This window comes from Peribacillus sp. Bi134, from assembly GCF_918698065.1.
In the GTDB taxonomy this organism is placed as follows: Bacteria; Bacillota; Bacilli; order Bacillales; family DSM-1321; genus Peribacillus.
This window is the reverse complement of the sequence record NZ_CAKKLN010000002.1, coordinates 448,760-464,783: the sequence shown is the minus strand read 5'-3', so window position 1 is coordinate 464,783 and position 16,024 is coordinate 448,760. Positions and strand designations below refer to the sequence as shown.

The 16,024-nt window shown below is 41.9% G+C and carries 15 protein-coding genes and 2 riboswitches; all 15 genes read right to left on the bottom strand.

The genetic code is table 11. The annotated features are described in order from the left end of the window. Positions 1-38: 38 nt before the first annotated feature. The 15 genes from sufB to LQ188_RS05090 all read right to left on the bottom strand — a co-directional run bounded on the left by sufB (position 39) and on the right by LQ188_RS05090 (position 15,971). The gene (gene sufB, locus LQ188_RS05160) at positions 39-1,436 is read right to left on the bottom strand and encodes a Fe-S cluster assembly protein SufB (protein WP_053536753.1); all 1,398 of its coding nucleotides are present in this window, start codon (positions 1,434-1,436) and stop codon (positions 39-41) included. 55 nt (positions 1,437-1,491) lie between these two features. Next, positions 1,492-1,920, bottom strand: a complete 429-nt coding sequence (gene sufU, locus LQ188_RS05155) for a Fe-S cluster assembly sulfur transfer protein SufU (RefSeq protein ID WP_034310148.1) — start codon at positions 1,918-1,920, stop codon at positions 1,492-1,494. Then, entirely contained in the window at positions 1,910-3,139 is a 1,230-nt protein-coding gene (locus tag LQ188_RS05150; protein ID WP_101223652.1) for a cysteine desulfurase, read from the bottom strand. The genes sufU and LQ188_RS05150 overlap by 11 nt, the downstream gene beginning before the upstream one ends. After that, positions 3,139-4,440 (bottom strand): Fe-S cluster assembly protein SufD, encoded by a 1,302-nt coding sequence (gene sufD, locus LQ188_RS05145; RefSeq protein WP_101223653.1) that lies wholly within the window; start codon positions 4,438-4,440, stop codon positions 3,139-3,141. Before sufD ends, LQ188_RS05150 begins: the two co-directional genes overlap by 1 nt. 15 nt (positions 4,441-4,455) lie before the next feature. Beyond that, complete coding sequence (gene sufC, locus LQ188_RS05140) at positions 4,456-5,241, bottom strand: Fe-S cluster assembly ATPase SufC (protein ID WP_101223654.1); 786 nt, start codon at positions 5,239-5,241, stop codon at positions 4,456-4,458. A 1,357-nt stretch (positions 5,242-6,598) separates the two neighbouring features. Further along, a complete protein-coding gene (locus LQ188_RS05135; RefSeq protein ID WP_101223655.1) occupies positions 6,599-7,435 on the bottom strand; it encodes a MetQ/NlpA family ABC transporter substrate-binding protein in 837 nt (278 codons plus the stop codon). Positions 7,436-7,450: 15 nt separating this feature from the next. Beyond that, positions 7,451-8,119: a methionine ABC transporter permease gene (locus LQ188_RS05130; RefSeq protein WP_101223656.1), complete on the bottom strand. Its 669-nt coding sequence runs from the start codon at positions 8,117-8,119 to the stop codon at positions 7,451-7,453. Then, a complete protein-coding gene (locus LQ188_RS05125; RefSeq protein WP_101223657.1) occupies positions 8,112-9,146 on the bottom strand; it encodes a methionine ABC transporter ATP-binding protein in 1,035 nt (344 codons plus the stop codon). Before LQ188_RS05125 ends, LQ188_RS05130 begins: the two co-directional genes overlap by 8 nt. Before the next feature lie 153 nt (positions 9,147-9,299). Continuing rightward, positions 9,300-9,412, bottom strand: a riboswitch (SAM riboswitch). Positions 9,413-9,527: 115 nt separating this feature from the next. After that, on the bottom strand, positions 9,528-10,838 hold the full coding sequence (locus LQ188_RS05120) for an O-acetylhomoserine aminocarboxypropyltransferase/cysteine synthase family protein (protein ID WP_202190602.1): 1,311 nt from the start codon (positions 10,836-10,838) through the stop codon (positions 9,528-9,530). 99 nt (positions 10,839-10,937) lie between these two features. After that, a riboswitch (SAM riboswitch) is annotated at positions 10,938-11,045 on the bottom strand. Between the two features lie 144 nt (positions 11,046-11,189). Further along, entirely contained in the window at positions 11,190-11,498 is a 309-nt protein-coding gene (locus tag LQ188_RS05115) for a thioredoxin family protein (protein WP_101223994.1), read from the bottom strand. A 3-nt stretch (positions 11,499-11,501) separates the two neighbouring features. Continuing rightward, positions 11,502-11,867: a toprim domain-containing protein gene (locus LQ188_RS05110; protein WP_230176190.1), complete on the bottom strand. Its 366-nt coding sequence runs from the start codon at positions 11,865-11,867 to the stop codon at positions 11,502-11,504. Between the two features lie 92 nt (positions 11,868-11,959). Continuing rightward, on the bottom strand, positions 11,960-12,343 hold the full coding sequence (gcvH, locus tag LQ188_RS05105; RefSeq protein WP_101223658.1) for a glycine cleavage system protein GcvH: 384 nt from the start codon (positions 12,341-12,343) through the stop codon (positions 11,960-11,962). A gap of 96 nt (positions 12,344-12,439) precedes the next feature. Continuing rightward, positions 12,440-12,796: an arsenate reductase family protein gene (locus LQ188_RS05100; RefSeq protein WP_063234020.1), complete on the bottom strand. Its 357-nt coding sequence runs from the start codon at positions 12,794-12,796 to the stop codon at positions 12,440-12,442. Between the two features lie 140 nt (positions 12,797-12,936). Further along, the gene (locus tag LQ188_RS05095) at positions 12,937-14,724 is read right to left on the bottom strand and encodes an acyl-CoA dehydrogenase family protein (RefSeq protein WP_230176189.1); all 1,788 of its coding nucleotides are present in this window, start codon (positions 14,722-14,724) and stop codon (positions 12,937-12,939) included. A gap of 68 nt (positions 14,725-14,792) precedes the next feature. Next, positions 14,793-15,971 carry an acetyl-CoA C-acetyltransferase gene (locus tag LQ188_RS05090; RefSeq protein ID WP_230176188.1) on the bottom strand — a complete coding sequence of 393 codons (1,179 nt, stop codon included), beginning with the start codon at positions 15,969-15,971 and terminating at the stop codon, positions 14,793-14,795. Positions 15,972-16,024 lie beyond the last annotated feature (53 nt).

Here is a 16,024-nt window from a genome sequence, read left to right as displayed (position 1 = left end):
GTTATTCTAAATCGCCTTACAGGCAGGCCAGTCGGTCATTATCCGATGGAGCCTTCCATTTCGAACTTGATCAGACGGTTCATTTCAACCGCATATTCCATTGGAAGTTCTTTTGTAAATGGTTCGATGAAGCCCATTACGATCATTTCCGTTGCTTCTTGCTCAGAAATTCCGCGGCTCATCAAGTAGAACAATTGTTCTTCTGATACTTTGGAAACCTTCGCTTCGTGTTCAAGGGAAATGTTATCGTTCAAGATTTCATTGTAAGGGATTGTATCGGATGTAGACTGATTATCCATGATTAATGTATCACATTCAATGTTGGAACGAGCTCCATCCGCTTTACGTCCGAAATGAACTATACCACGGTATGTTACTTTACCGCCCTGTTTAGAAATTGATTTTGAAACAATCGTTGAAGATGTATTTGGCGCTAGGTGAATCATTTTTGCTCCAGCGTCTTGGTGTTGGCCTTTGCCGGCAATGGCAATCGATAATGTCATACCTCGTGCACCTTCACCTTTTAAGATGACAGCAGGGTATTTCATTGTCAGTTTAGAACCGATGTTACCATCAATCCATTCCATTGTTGCGTTTGCGTCACAAACGGCACGTTTCGTAACCAGGTTAAACACGTTGTTTGCCCAGTTTTGGATCGTCGTGTAACGGCAGTAAGCATCTTTCTTGATGACGATTTCGACAACGGCACTATGAAGGGAGTTAGTTGTATAAACAGGAGCTGTACAACCTTCCACATAGTGAACGGATGCGCCTTCATCAACAATGATTAGCGTACGTTCGAATTGACCCATGTTTTCAGAGTTGATCCGGAAATATGCTTGAAGCGGAGTATCCACTTTAACGCCTTTTGGTACATAGATGAAAGATCCACCTGACCAAACTGCCGAGTTCAATGCCGAAAATTTATTGTCAGTTGGCGGAATCGTTTTTCCAAAGTGCTCACGGAAGATATCTTCATTTTCACGAAGTGCTGAGTCCGTATCTTTAAACACGATACCCAAGTCTTCCAATTCTACTTTCATGCTATGGTAAACCACTTCTGATTCATATTGAGCAGATACGCCAGCAAGGTATTTTTGTTCAGCTTCAGGAATTCCCAATTTATCAAAAGTCTGTTTGATTTCATCAGGAACCTCATCCCAAGACTTCTCTGATTTCTCTGATGGCTTAACATAGTATGTGATTTCATCAAAGTTAAGACTCTGCATGTCGCCGCCCCATTGAGGCATTGGCATGTTGTAAAAATGCTCCAATGATTTCAAACGGAAATCAAGCATCCATTGCGGTTCATCCTTCATTCGAGAAATCTCTTCCACGATTTCTTTTGTCAGACCACGCTTTGAACGGAAAATGGAAACATCTTTATCCGCAAAGCCATATTTATAATCGCCGATATCAGGCATTTTCTTTGCCATAGCTCGTATTCCTCCATTTCAAATGGCTGAATTACAACAGCTCATTTTAATTTAATTATTCCTTCAATCCCTTTTCCATGGCTTTCCAAGCCAGAGTAGCACACTTGATTCGTGCAGGGAATTTGGAAACGCCTTGAAGGGCTTCGATATCCCCAAGGTCCATCTCATCGTCGTATTCTTTTCCCTGAATCATTAAGGAAAAAGTCTCGGACATAGCTAGAGCAGTATCAACGTCTTTGCCCTTAATGGCTTGAGTCATCATGGAAGCTGAACTCATGGATATCGAACAACCATCACCATCGAATTTAACATCGCTGACCTTGCCATCTTCGATTTTCATCGTTAACCGAATCCGATCGCCGCAAGTTGGGTTATTCATATCGATTGTCATGCTTCCATCTTCTAGCATGCCCTTATTACGCGGTTTCTTATAGTGATCCATAATGACTTGACGGTAAAGTGTATCTAGGTTATCAAAAGACATTACTGAAATACTCCTTCGTTTTAACAAGCCCGGACACAAGCTTATCAATATCTTCTTCCGTGTTATATAGATAGAAACTTGCTCTTGCTGTCGCTGATACGTCAAGCCATTTCATTAATGGCTGTGCGCAATGATGACCGGCACGAACAGCAATTCCATCTGCATCAAGAACGGTAGCGACATCATGTGGATGTACGTCATTAATATTAAAGGTAATTACACCCGCACGCTTTTCCGCATCTTTAGGACCGTATATAGTCAGCCCTTCAACTGCTGACATTTTCTCCATTGCATATGCGGCGAGCTTATGTTCATGCCGTTCAATATTATCCAAACCGATTTCTTCCAAGAAATCAATTGCAGCCCCCATGCCGATTGCACCGGCAATGATTGGGGTACCACCTTCGAATTTCCACGGGAGTTCTTTCCATGTAGACTCATACAAACCTACAAAATCAATCATCTCTCCGCCGAATTCTATCGGTTCCATTTTTTCAAGAAGGTCTTTCTTGCCATATAATACGCCGATACCTGTTGGACCGACCATTTTATGACCTGAGAAGGCAAAGAAATCACAATCCAAATCACGGACATCCACTTTTAGATGCGGCGTGCTCTGTGCCCCGTCGACTACCATAACAGCATTATGATCATGGGCAATTTTTGCAATCTCCTTCACAGGATTGATAACACCAAGTACATTCGAAACCTGCATGATGGACACGATTTTCGTTGCTTCCGTAATTGTAGCCCTCACATCGTCAAGGGAAATCGTGCCATCCTCTTGAAGCGGAATATACTTCAATACAGCGCCCTTTTCTTTGGCAAGCTGCTGCCACGGAATGATATTACTGTGATGCTCCATGTAAGAGATGACGATCTCGTCACCCTCTTTAATATTTGCACCACCGTAACTTCTTGCTACAGTATTCAAAGCAGTCGTTGTGCCTCTGGTAAAGATGATTTCTTCTGTAGAAGAAGCATTAATGAATTTACGTACCTTTTCACGAGCACCTTCATACGCATCCGTAGCTTTTGTTCCTAGTGTATGCACTCCGCGGTGAACATTCGAGTTGTATCCGCGGTAATATTGCTCAATCGCTTCAATCACTGCAGCCGGCTTTTGAGAGGTTGCAGCACTATCTAAATAAACTAATGGCTGACCATTGACTTCTTGATCTAATATTGGAAAAAGCTTACGAATTTCGTATGGGTTCATTACTGTACTTTCCTTTCAATGACCGCTACTAATTGTTTTTTAACTCCCTCAATTGGAAGCTGGTTAACAACAGGGGCCAAGAATCCGTGAATGACAAGTCTTTCTGCTTCTTTCTTTGTAATACCACGGCTCATTAAATAATACAGTTGAAGCGGGTCGACACGGCCGACGGAAGCAGCATGACCAGCCGTTACATCATCTTCATCAATCAAGAGGATCGGATTGGCATCTCCGCGCGCTTTTTCACTTAACATCAAAACGCGTGACTCTTGTTCGGCATTGGCCTTTGTAGCACCATACTCTATTTTCCCAATTCCATTAAAAATGGAGGATGCGGCGTCTTTCATTACACCGTGCTTAAGGATATAGCCCTCAGAGCGTTTGCCATAATGAATGATGGCAGTCGTGAAGTTCTGCTTTTGTTCCCCGCGTCCGACTACAACTGTTTTTGTATCTCCGTGAGATCCATCGCCCATTAGATATGTTGTATTATCTGAAATCGTATTTCCGTCGTTCATAAGGCCAAGCGCCCACTCAATACGAGCATCACGTCCTGCCACTCCACGGCGGTTAACGTATGTCGTGAAGCCTTTTGAAAGGGTATCGACCGCTCCGTATTCGACTTTGGCATTCGCATTTGCAAATACTTCCGTTACGATGTTGGCAATCCCTTCGTTAGACTCAACGCTTGAGAAGTAATTCTCTACATATGTGACAGAGCTATTATCTTCCGCTACGATCAAGACATGGTTGAAAAGTGTAGTATCAGGATTATCCAACAGGAATACCGATTGAATCGGCTCTTTGATTTCTACATTTTTCGGAACATAAAGGAATGCCCCCCCATTAACTAATGCAGCATGAAGTGCCGTTAAACGATGTTCATCTATTTTAACGCCATCTTTCATGAAATATTTTTGCACAAGCTCAGCATGGTCACGAGCAGCTGTTAAAATATCTGTAAAGATGACGCCTTGCTCTTTCACGTTTGCTGACAGATTGATATGTGCCGGCGTATTATTGCGTTGAATGTATAAGTTTTCATTTTCTTCAATGATGGATTTAATTTCCTCCGGAAGCTCCTCTAAAGAGGCAAAAGCTTCACTTTCAACCGTATGGTTCTGGAAAGAAGTAAAATTCCATTTATCGATCTTCGTTTTATCCGGCTTGGGCATCGGGAGCTTTTCTAATTCAGAAAACGCTTGAATCCGAAGCTCGGATAGCCAAGCTGGATCATTATTTTTAGTTGAATAGGAGCTTATATCCTCTTGTTCAAACGGTAATTTCGTTTCTGTAGTCATTGCAAATCCTCCTACTTACGCTTCTTCGCCAACAGTTTCGTCTTCAATGCCCAATTCTTGTTTGATCCAATCATAACCTTCCGCTTCCAAGCGGGCAGCAAGTTCAGGACCACCTGATTTTACGACGCGTCCTTGCATCATTACATGTACAAAATCAGGAGTGATGTAATTTAATAGACGTTGGTAGTGAGTGATGATCAAGCATCCAAAGTCTTCTCCGCGCATTTCGTTGATTCCTTTTGAAACGACTTTAAGTGCATCGATATCTAGACCTGAATCAATCTCATCCAAGATTGCAATTTTAGGTTGGATCATCATTAATTGAAGAATCTCGTTGCGTTTTTTCTCTCCGCCGGAGAAACCTTCATTCAAATAGCGTTGCGCCATATCTTCATCCATTTCAAGGAATTCCATTTTTTGATCCATTTGACGGATGAATTTCATCAATGAAATTTCATCGCCTTCTTCACGGCGTGCGTTAATGGAAGAACGTAAGAAGTCAGCATTTGTAACACCGCTGATTTCACTTGGATATTGCATAGCCAGGAATAGACCGACACGAGCGCGCTCGTCGACTTCCATTTCCAATACATCTTCACCATCGAATGAGATGCTTCCGCTCGTTACTTCATATTTAGGGTGACCCATGATCGCTGATGATAAAGTGGATTTACCAGTTCCATTTGGTCCCATGATCGCATGGATTTCTCCACCTTTAACTTCAAGGTTTACCCCTTTTAAAATCTCTTTACCTTCAATTGATACGTGAAGATCTTTAACCGTTAATGTAGAAGCTGACATAATAATACCTCCGTGAACTAATTCCAATTTTATTACCAGAAAGTAAAGTTTACTTTCTATCACTATAATTTACGTAAAAGCATTCTCACTTTATTCTCATTCCAATTTTATAACAAATCCAATTTGGAATCAACTAAATAGATAGGGTTTCCACTTCTTCTATGTTAAAAACCTGTCCCAATTCTTACTATACTAACAGATATAGCCTATTTACTGCATAATCATACTTATTTTAGCTTTTGTTAAAATTATCTTATTATTCGGCAAATCTTCGTCCTTATTAATATATGTTCGAAGAATTCGATTGCAAGGTATGAACGTTCCGCTTTAAAAAGAAAAAAATCGGACTGTCAGGTATTATGTAAGTTTATCCAATAAGGAAACCCTTATTTTATGGACCACTTTCCATTTTACCTCTACAGACCGATCTTTTAAAGAATTCTTTTATATGCTTAGCCGTGAATTTTGCGTTGTAGGTCCTGGACCATTTTGTTGCACTTTACATGTTCCCTATCCCGTTCTTTCTCGACCTCGATACGGATGTCTAAATTTCTACTGTATTCACTGTATCCAATCCCATGTGAAGACTGCATCGCCTTTTCCATTTCGCTTGTTACATTTAAATCCAGAGTATTGATAGTGAACCATCCTTTCAAATTTGTGTATCATTTTATTACCTGCATTATCTCTATACCCTTTCCTTTCCTGATTAAACATGAAATGAATTAAATTAAGCCGCAGACTAAAACAAACTGGATCATCAATGAGTTTTTAGGTTTTCAAAATTTGAACGTTACTTTCCACTTCAGGCACTCGCTTTCCGCGGGCGGTCCGGAAGCCTCCTCGGCGCTTTTGCGCCTGCGGGGTCTCCCTTGACTCGCTTTTCCCGCAGGAGTCTCGTACCTTCCGTTCCAATCCACTAAGACTAAACAATCAGATAGGCAAAATGAAGTGCCTCACTTCTCTAAGCACGGAAAAAAATTATGAGCGACGCACTATGTGAAAGCTGAATGGACAAACCAGCTCGCTTATTCATTTATGCGTCAGAAGACCGTAACGGATTTGTGTTGGGACGATAGTAACACCCGGAAATACTCGTATTAAGAGCCTCTGATTGAACAAGTGATTAAGAAAGCTGGAAAACCTGAAGCTGTTGAGGCAGATTCCGCAACCATGGCTATGTGTAATATGAGCGTTTTAGTTGTTATCTCTGCCCATCGGCACTCAACAACAAATAAAGAGGACAATTATCGGTTCAAATCCAATATAAAAACAAAAAGGTTTCGGAATGAGACCATTCCGAAACCTTTTTGTTTTTAAACTGCGACCTGAGTTAAATCAGGTCGCCATTCTTGAATTATTTATCCGCCGGTACAACTGCACCTTTGTATTCTTCAAGAATGAAATCTTGAATTTCTTTAGAATGCAATACTTCTACAAGCGCTTTTATTGCTTCTTTATTTTCGTCACCTTTGTTTACGGCAATGACATTCACATATGGTGATTCCGAATCTTCAATCGCAATCGAATCTTCAAGCGGATTCAAACCGGCATCAATTGCATAGTTGGAGTTGATCAAGACTGCATCGCCTTCGCCACTCTCATAAATTTTAGGAAGCAGGGCCGCTTCATAATCAGCATCGAATTTAAGGTTTTTCTTATTTTCAACGATGTCTTTAGTTGTAGCCGTCGTTTTATCGACGCCTTCTTTCAAAGTGATCAGGCCATTCTTTTCCAAAAGGGATAAAGCGCGTCCATGATCAGCAACAGAGCTGCTCATAATAATTGTTGCGCCTTCCGGAAGTTTATCAATGCTTTTATATTTTTGTGAATATAGAGCAATCGGCTCGATATGGATTCCGCCAGCATTAACGAAGTCATATCCATTTTCTTTAATTTGCCCCTCTAAATATGGAATATGTTGGAAATAGTTAGCATCCAATTCCTTATCATTCAACGCCTTATTCGGTAAAACATAGTCCTGGAAAGTTTCGATTTCCAATTCGATTCCTTTTTCTTTAAGAAGCGGCTTAGCTTTCTCAAGGATTTCAGCATGAGGAACATTGGATGCCCCAACAACTATTTTCTTCGATTCTTTCTCCGTATCACTGCCGCTTTTATCCTTTTCACTTCCACAAGCAGCCAAAGCGATAGACAACACTAAAATTAATGCAAATCCTAAAAACTTTTTCATCCTATTCATCTCCCTTTATCTTTTGTCCAATTTAGATGTAATCACATCTCCAATAATTTGAATTATGAAGACGATAATTAGAATAACGATGGTCGCCACTAGTGTAACGTCATTTTGATTTCTTTGATATCCGTCCAAATAGGCTAGATTACCAAGTCCGCCTGCGCCGATGACCCCGGCCATTGCGGTATATCCAACCAATGCAATCGATGTTACCGTAATCCCGGAAATAAGTGCAGGCATTGACTCTGGAAGAAGGACCTTCCAAATGATCGTGCTCGTTTTTGCTCCCATCGATTTAGCGGCTTCAATTACACCTTTATCGATTTCACGAAGGCCGATTTCTACCATACGCGCATAAAATGGTGCCGCACCGATAATAAGTGCCGGCAGTGCAGCGTTCTCTCCGATCATGGAACCGACTAGCGCTTTAGTGAAAGGAATGAGCAGCACGATCAAAATAAGAAATGGAATGGAACGGAAAATATTGACGACAGCACTCATGATCCCGTTGACTGCCCGGTTTTCCCACATATTACCCTTCCCTGTCAGGAACAGGATCAATCCTAATATTATGCCTATAAAAAAGGTTGCCACTACAGAGACGCTTGTCATGTAAAGCGTTTCCCTCGTAGCTTCAATAATGTCTTCCCAATCAACATTCGGCAATAATTCTTCAAGCATGAGTAATCACCTCCACGCCTACCTGTTGTGCTTTAATGAATTCGATTGCGCGGAGCATTTCATCCTCAGTGCCATCAAGATGGATAAACAGTGTTCCATATGAACCGCTTCTTGTTTGGGATATCTTACCTTGAACGATATTGACATCCAACTCGAAGTTACGTACAAGCTTGGTGATCAACGGGCTTTCGGCATGATCGCCTACAAAGGTCAATTGAATCACTTTGCCTGCAGGATAGCGTTCGAGCAAATGGTCCATCGTTTCTTTCGTTTCTTCCGGTTCCGTTACCTGTTGCACGAAACGCTTCGTCATTTGTTCTTTAGGGTTCTTGAAAACATCCAGGACAGGTCCCTGTTCAACAACTTGCCCACTTTCCATCACGGCGACGCGATGGCAGATTTTGCGGATCACATGCATTTCATGTGTTATCAGGACGATCGTCAACCCCAAACGCTGATTGATGTCAACAAGCAATTCGAGTATGGAGTCGGTAGTCTGCGGATCCAAGGCAGAAGTCGCTTCATCACACAGCAGCACTTTAGGGTCATTTGCCAGAGCCCTGGCTATTCCCACCCTTTGCTTTTGCCCTCCGCTTAATTGTGATGGATAGGCCTTTTCCCTGCCTTCCAATCCTACTAACTTGATCAATTCGTTCACACGCTTGGTTCGCTCAGGTTTAGAAACTCCTGCAATTTCCAATGGGAAAGATATATTCTCCTGAACGGTCCTCGACCATAATAAATTGAAATGTTGGAAAATCATGCTGATTTCTTGACGGGCCTTGCGGAGCTGAGCCCCTTTAATTTTTGAAATTTCCTTCTCAGCAACTACAACGGATCCCTCTGTTGGTGTTTCCAATCCATTGAGCATTCTGATCAAAGTACTTTTCCCCGCTCCACTGTAACCGATGATACCGAAAATCTCGCCTTTATTTATTTCAACATTCACATTATTTACAGCCTTGATTGTCTCACTGTTTCCTTTTCCTGTTCGGAACAGCTTACTGACTTTCGTCAATGTAATCATTAACCCTCACCTCTTTTATCCAATAAAACCTATGAACTTAGTTGATTTCTCTACATTATTAGTCTGTTTCTCATATCATGTAAAAGTTTACCCAATTAAAACAGAAAAAACCTTTCTGCATGAGCAGAAAGGCAGGTGAAGAAACAGGCCTTCCTCTCATCTTCCAAAGTGATTAAACTTTGTGTGAATTGGCACCTTTCCAAGGAAATCTCCTTGTCGGTTGCCGGGTTTCATCGGGCACATCCCTCCACCTCTCTTGATAAGAGCTAATATATAGAATATTTGTACATCATTAAGTTCTTTAGTATGGAGAAATTTTATCATAGATAAAAAAGGAGCGCAATGTATAATATTTCTAGTACAAGCATACAGAAACTTTACTTAAACCGTTTTGGATGTCAAGGAGACGATATTCGTCGCTTTTTCAATTGCCTGCTCCAAATCTTCTATTAAATCCTCTACATTTTCAATCCCAATCGATAAACGGACTTGGTCGGCACTCACACCCGCTTTCGCAAGACCTGCCTCATTCAATTGTTGATGGGTCGTACTGGCTGGGTGGATGATCAAGCTCTTCGCATCCCCAACATTCGCTACATGGGACCATAATTCCACCGAATTGATAAGTTTTGCCCCAGCTTCTCGATTACCTTGTATCCCAAAAGTCACAACAGATCCAGCTCCCTTTGGCAAATATTTTTCCGCAAGGGCTTTATCGGGATGATCCTCATCACCAGGATGTGAAACCCAAGTCACCGCAGGATGGTTTTTTAAATATTTAATGACAGACTTGGTGTTCGATAGATGCTCTTTCATCCTTACATGCAGCGTTTCAAGTCCCAGCGTAAACTGGAATGCACTTTGGGCACTTAGCGCAGGTCCTAAATCACGGAGTAACTGGACTCGGGCTTTCGTTATGAATGCGGCAGGTCCAACTGCCTCGGCGTATACCAGATTGTCGTAACTTGGGTCAGGCTCTGTGAAGCCAGGGTAATTTGGCGAGTTCCAATCGAATTTCCCTCCATCCACGATGACACCACCAAGCGTAGTTCCATTTCCCAGAAGCCATTTTGTAGCGGAATGGATGACAATATCGGCTCCAAAATCAATTGGTCTGCATAGATACGGTGTCGCAAAGGTATTATCAATGATTAAAGGTATTCCGGCATCATGGGCGATTTTCGCTACCGCTTCAATATCAAGCACCCTCAAACTTGGATTTCCGATGGTTTCAGCAAAAATGGCTTTAGTTCTTGGCGTAATCGCCCTTTTGAAATTTTCAGGGTCATCAGGAGAAACGAACTTCACTTTAATCCCGTATTTAGGAAGAGTATTTTCAAAAAGGTTATACGTACCGCCATATAATGTAGATGCTGAAACAATCTCATCCCCTGCAGCGGCAATATTCAGGATTGAAAGTGAGATGGCAGCCATTCCGCTTGCTGTTGCCAATCCGCCGATTCCGCCTTCCAATAAGGCCATTCTTTCCTCAAAAACGCTGATCGTGGGATTATGGAGTCGTGAATATATATAGCCATTCTCCTTTAGGCCAAATAAATTCGCTGCATGGTCGGTGTCTTTGAACAAGTATGCATTGCTTTGGTAGATAGGAACTGCACGTGCACCTGTTTCATCAGCTTGCAGACCGCCATGAACACTCAATGTTTCGAAACGCAATTTTTTCCCTGACATATGATTTCACCTTTTTCTATGGATTTAGTTGGAATTATATGATGTTTGGCCTTTTATAAACAAAAAAACCACTTCAATAAGAAGAGGTTTCAAGAATACACCTCATCTACCAGAGCCAACACTCTGCTGGAATTAGCACCGTATATAAAAATTTATACCGGTTGCCGGGCTTCGTCGGGCCAGTCCCTCCGCCACTCTTGATAAGAACTATTAAATTCTGCCGTTACTTAATTCAAAATATAGCATTTTAGATTAAATCAGTCAATGAATTGTTAGAATATTCTTTGTTTAATTTCATCTAGCATTCATATGTCCGCAACAAAGAAACCAACCACGGTTCTGATTGGTTTCTTAGCTGATTTCCTTAAGCAATCCGTACAAATAAGGAACGGATTGAAAGGCATATATTTTTTTGTGCAGCCGTCCTTCTTTGAAAAACAATAAACATGGAACACTTTCGATTTCATATGATTCGGCAATTGCTTGGACATAATTCATATTCATTTTGCCTGCCTTCAATTCCGGGAATAGCTCCAAGGATATCGTCAGCATCTTGGAGGCAACCTGACAAGTGCCGCATAAAGGGGTATATAAATATAAGCAAAAGGTTTCCCCATTTTCAACAGCAAGCTTACACTCTTCTTCTTTCCATTCCTGCATCAATTAGTCGTTCACCCTTTGACTTAAAAATTTCATTTTCACATTCATATTGGCAGATAGAAGCACAGTTGCGATATGATGTTCGGGTGAGCTTTCCACTTCTTTGTACATTTTATTAATATACAGGTGGTTCGCCTCAGGCATTTCCATTCGGAACTGCTTCCGCAGCTTTTCTCCTGATTCATCTGCGTCAAAAAGGAGATAAACATCACGGTCCATCAATTCATCCACTAATTCATCCAGCTTAGTTAATGATATGGTCCCATTCGTACATCTAATTTCCACATCTTCATTTAAAACGGAGGCAACTTTTCTTCTATCGGAACTGCCTTCTACAATGATCACTTTATCGAATTCGCCCCACTCCATGTCATCACTCCATCTCACGAATTATGTGTGCAACTGCCACGGTACCAAATGAAAAAGAGAGCAGGCCTTTTCAGTCCCCCCTCTCCTTTTTTTTAACCGTTGATTAAACTCTCATACTCTTCAGCGCTCATCAAGCTTTCAATATCACTGCTATTAGATGGTTCAAGCACGACCATCCATGCCTTTTCATAAGGAGACTCATTTACATATTCAGGGTTGTCACTTAAATCTTCGTTTACTTCAACAACCTTGCCACTGATAGGTGCATAAAGCTCAGAAACGGTCTTAACGGATTCAACACTTCCGAATGGTTCGTTCGCTTTCAATTCATCGCCGATTTCCGGAAGCTCAACGAATACGATGTCCCCAAGCTCGGACTGTGCGAAAGCTGTAATTCCAATGCGCACTGTTCCATCTTCCGTTTTGACCCATTCATGTTCTTTTGTGTAACGAAGTTCTTTTGGTGTTGTTGTCATTATTAACCCTCCATATGTACATCTTATTTTATCTATTCCATTATAAGGTAGATTGTTTGTTTAAGTAAGGAATTAACCAAATATTTCGAGAAATTTTCAGTTCCAAACCTGTTCGAATTGCTCCTCTTTGAAACCTACCGTCACTTTGGTGCCATCCGTAACAATCGGCCTTTTCAGAAGCATGCCATCTGTGGACAATATATCAAGCATCTCTGCTTCAGAAGCTTCTTTCAGCTTATCCTTTAAGCCAAGCTCCCGATATTTTTGACCGCTAGTATTGAAAAACTTCTTCAACTCCAAATTGCTGATTTTATATAGTTGTTCTATTTCTGTTCGCGAAGGCGGATTTTCCGCTATATGGATTGCTTCATATTGCAGTTCATGATTATCAAGCCACTTCTTCGCGTTACGGCATGTGCCGCATTTTGGGTACCAATATAATGTTAAGCCCATCATTTCACCACCTATCAATAGAATACCCGTTTTCATCACGCAATACAACGAATTGTCTTTTGAATTTCCAATGCGATTTCATCAAAGGAAATAAGGGAATGCCTTCTCGGGCATTCCCTTTACTGATTTTGATTCATTTCTTAAAGAGCATATTTTTCAGCTTCGATTACCTTGACGGAAGCTTCACGTTTTTTCGCAATGACATTGATCGGATTATGCCTTGTCAGCTTACGGAGCGACGCAAGCATGATGCGAAGAGTATCGCCTGTTTCCACTGCGATTAACGTTTCCTTTGCGTGCTGTTCTATTTCATTGAAAGCTTCCTGAACGAAGATTTCTGTGTAAAGCACTTTTTGTTTGTTCTTCTCCAGGCCTGTAGCTGCTATTGCTTTTTCCGTACGCAATACCACGGATTCCGCTGCATAGGCAAGGGATGCGATATCAGCAATGTTGGAGAGGATTTCTTGTTCTTGATCAAGAGTTTTGCCGTATTTCTGTGCAGCAAGGCCAGCTGCCAGAATCCCGATTTTCTTAGCATTCCTAACAAGCATTTTTTCTTGTGCCAATGGCTCATCGCCAGGTTCTTCCGGCATCATCATCATTAATTCCTCTTGCAGGCTTTGAGCCTTTTGAAGAAGCGGCAATTCCCCTTTAAGTGCTTTCTTCAGGAAAGTTCCAGGGACAAGCAATCGATTGATTTCATTTGTACCTTCAAAGATCCGGTTAATCCGGGAATCACGATATGCTTTTTCAATTTCATACTCCTGCATGAAACCATAGCCACCATGAAGCTGTACGCCTTCGTCCGTAACATAATCCAACACTTCGGAAGCGAAGAATTTATTCAATGAACACTCAATGGCATATTCAGCGATTGCAGCAGCCATTGATTTACCATCTTTCACTTGCTCATCCGTCAATTTGCTTTGTCTTTGTTCATAAAGGCCAACGGTACGGTATACAGAGCTTTCTGCTGCATAAATTTTGGATGCCATTGTTGCAAGTTTTTCTTTCGTCAAGTTAAAATCGGAAATTTTCGTTTTGAACTGTTGACGTTGATTCGTATAAGCTGCTGTAATCTCAAGGGCACGTTTAGATCCGCCGACTGCACCGACACCTAATTTATAACGGCCGATATTCAGGATATTGAAAGCGATGACATGTCCTTTTCCGGCTACACCCAAAAGGTTTTCGACTGGCACATGTACATCTTCAAGGATTAATGTACGTGTAGATGAGCTTTTGATTCCCATTTTCTTCTCTTCAGCACCAGTTGATACGCCATCATAATCACGCTCAACAATGAAAGCGGAGAATTTTTCGCCGTCGATTTTGGCGTATACACAGAAGACATCTGCAAAACCTGCATTTGTAATCCATTGTTTTTCACCATTTAGAATATAGTGTGTTCCTTGGGCATTCAATTTCGCTGTCGTTTTTGCTCCCAAGGCATCTGAACCTGAGCTTGGTTCCGTTAAGGCATACGCAGCAATCTTCTCACCCGTTGCCAGTAAAGGGAGGTATTTTTTCTTTTGTTCTTCATTCCCGAATAATACGATCGGCAAAGATCCGATACCTACATGTGCACCATGCGTAATTCCAAAGCCGCCTGAAAGTGCCATTTTTTCTGTGATCAATGCCGAACTGATTTTATCAAGACCCAGTCCGCTGTATTCCTCAGGAACATCAGCACCAAGTAAACCGATTTCACCTGCATGCTTCAGTAATTTAACGGAACGGTCAAATTCATGGTTTTCTAAATGTTCAACCTGCGGCAGAATTTCATTCTCTACGAAATCCTCGGTAGTTTTGGCGATCATTTTATGCTCATCAGAATAATCTTCCGGTGTAAACACTTGATCATACGTAATATCTTCTACTAAAAAGGCTCCGCCTTTAATGAGGTTATCTGTAGTTTGATTGGACATGTTATTTCCTCCTAAGTATTTAAGATAGTAAATCCGCCGGAAGCATGACAGCTTCCGGGAGGGGGGGATTAAGCAAATAATTCAAATACTCCAGCAGCACCCATTCCGCCGCCAATACACATTGTCACGACTCCGAACTGTTGGTTTCTGCGCTTCATTTCATGTAGCAGGCTTAATGTCAGTTTTGCCCCCGAACATCCTAGTGGATGGCCTAAGGCGATGGCTCCGCCATTTACATTGACAATCTCTTCATTCAAACCGAGCTCACGAATGATTTGAATGGATTGGGAAGCAAAGGCTTCATTCAATTCAAATAAACCAATATCCGATAACTCAAGACCCGCTAGCTTCAAAGCTTTAGGAATGGCTGCAATCGGTCCGATACCCATGATTTCAGGCGGTACTCCCGCTACAGCAAAGGAACGGAACTTACCCATCGGTTTCATCCCTAATGAAGAGGCCTTTTCCCCATCCATGACCATGACCGCGGCTGCACCGTCACTCGTTTGTGAGGAATTCCCTGCTGTTACGGAGCCTGTAACAGAGAATGCAGGTCTTAGTTTTTTTAGCACTTCAGCAGTGGTGCCTGGACGAACGCCCTCATCCTGTGTAAATGTAAATGTTTTTTCCTTTAACTTAAGATCTGGTCCCACTGAACGAAGGGTTACGTCAACCGGTACGATCTCATCCGAAAACTTTCCTTCTGCAATGGCCTTCGCCGCCTTTTGATGACTACGAACAGAAAATGCATCTTGATCGTCACGGGAAATGCCGTATTTTTTTGCAACGGCTTCAGCAGTGTGGCCCATACCCATATAATATTCCGGTGCCGTTTCCGCAAGTCTCGCGTTCGGACGTGTTACATGGCCCATCATTGGCAAAAGGCTCATGGATTCCGCTCCGCCTGCAATGACAGTATCACTTTGGCCGAGCATGATCCTTTCCGCTCCATAAGCGATGCTTTGCAGCCCGCTTGAACAGTAACGATTAATCGTTATGGCCGGTACTGTATAAGGTAATCCTGCCAATGCACCAATGTTACGAGCCATGTTCAATCCTTGCTCCGCTTCAGGCATTGCACAACCGATAATCAGGTCATCGATGGTGCCTTCATAATTCCCTGCACGCTTTAACGTTTCCTTTACGACAAGAGCCCCTAAATCATCAGGACGTACACTGGCAAGAGAACCTTTTTTCGCTCTTCCAACCGGAGTCCTTGCTCCAGCTACTATTACCGCTTCTTTCATGAGGATCCCCCTTATTCATTTTTAAGCTATTGATCTATTAATCTTCGTTTTGG

What these genes read in the sequence shown, in the direction of transcription:
- sufB (WP_053536753.1), bottom strand. Translation starts at nt 1,436, where the DNA reads ATGGCAAAGAAAATGCCTGATATCGGCGATTATAAATATGGCTTTGCG.
- sufU (WP_034310148.1), bottom strand. Translation starts at nt 1,920, where the DNA reads ATGTCTTTTGATAACCTAGATACACTTTACCGTCAAGTCATTATGGAT.
- LQ188_RS05150 (WP_101223652.1), bottom strand. Translation starts at nt 3,139, where the DNA reads ATGAACCCATACGAAATTCGTAAGCTTTTTCCAATATTAGATCAAGAA.
- sufD (WP_101223653.1), bottom strand. Translation starts at nt 4,440, where the DNA reads ATGACTACAGAAACGAAATTACCGTTTGAACAAGAGGATATAAGCTCC.
- sufC (WP_101223654.1), bottom strand. Translation starts at nt 5,241, where the DNA reads ATGTCAGCTTCTACATTAACGGTTAAAGATCTTCACGTATCAATTGAA.
- LQ188_RS05135 (WP_101223655.1), bottom strand. Translation starts at nt 7,435, where the DNA reads ATGAAAAAGTTTTTAGGATTTGCATTAATTTTAGTGTTGTCTATCGCT.
- LQ188_RS05130 (WP_101223656.1), bottom strand. Translation starts at nt 8,119, where the DNA reads ATGCTTGAAGAATTATTGCCGAATGTTGATTGGGAAGACATTATTGAA.
- LQ188_RS05125 (WP_101223657.1), bottom strand. Translation starts at nt 9,146, where the DNA reads ATGATTACATTGACGAAAGTCAGTAAGCTGTTCCGAACAGGAAAAGGA.
- LQ188_RS05120 (WP_202190602.1), bottom strand. Translation starts at nt 10,838, where the DNA reads ATGTCAGGGAAAAAATTGCGTTTCGAAACATTGAGTGTTCATGGCGGT.
- LQ188_RS05115 (WP_101223994.1), bottom strand. Translation starts at nt 11,498, where the DNA reads ATGCAGGAATGGAAAGAAGAAGAGTGTAAGCTTGCTGTTGAAAATGGG.
- LQ188_RS05110 (WP_230176190.1), bottom strand. Translation starts at nt 11,867, where the DNA reads ATGGAGTGGGGCGAATTCGATAAAGTGATCATTGTAGAAGGCAGTTCC.
- gcvH (WP_101223658.1), bottom strand. Translation starts at nt 12,343, where the DNA reads ATGACAACAACACCAAAAGAACTTCGTTACACAAAAGAACATGAATGG.
- LQ188_RS05100 (WP_063234020.1), bottom strand. Translation starts at nt 12,796, where the DNA reads ATGGGCTTAACATTATATTGGTACCCAAAATGCGGCACATGCCGTAAC.
- LQ188_RS05095 (WP_230176189.1), bottom strand. Translation starts at nt 14,724, where the DNA reads ATGTCCAATCAAACTACAGATAACCTCATTAAAGGCGGAGCCTTTTTA.
- LQ188_RS05090 (WP_230176188.1), bottom strand. Translation starts at nt 15,971, where the DNA reads ATGAAAGAAGCGGTAATAGTAGCTGGAGCAAGGACTCCGGTTGGAAGA.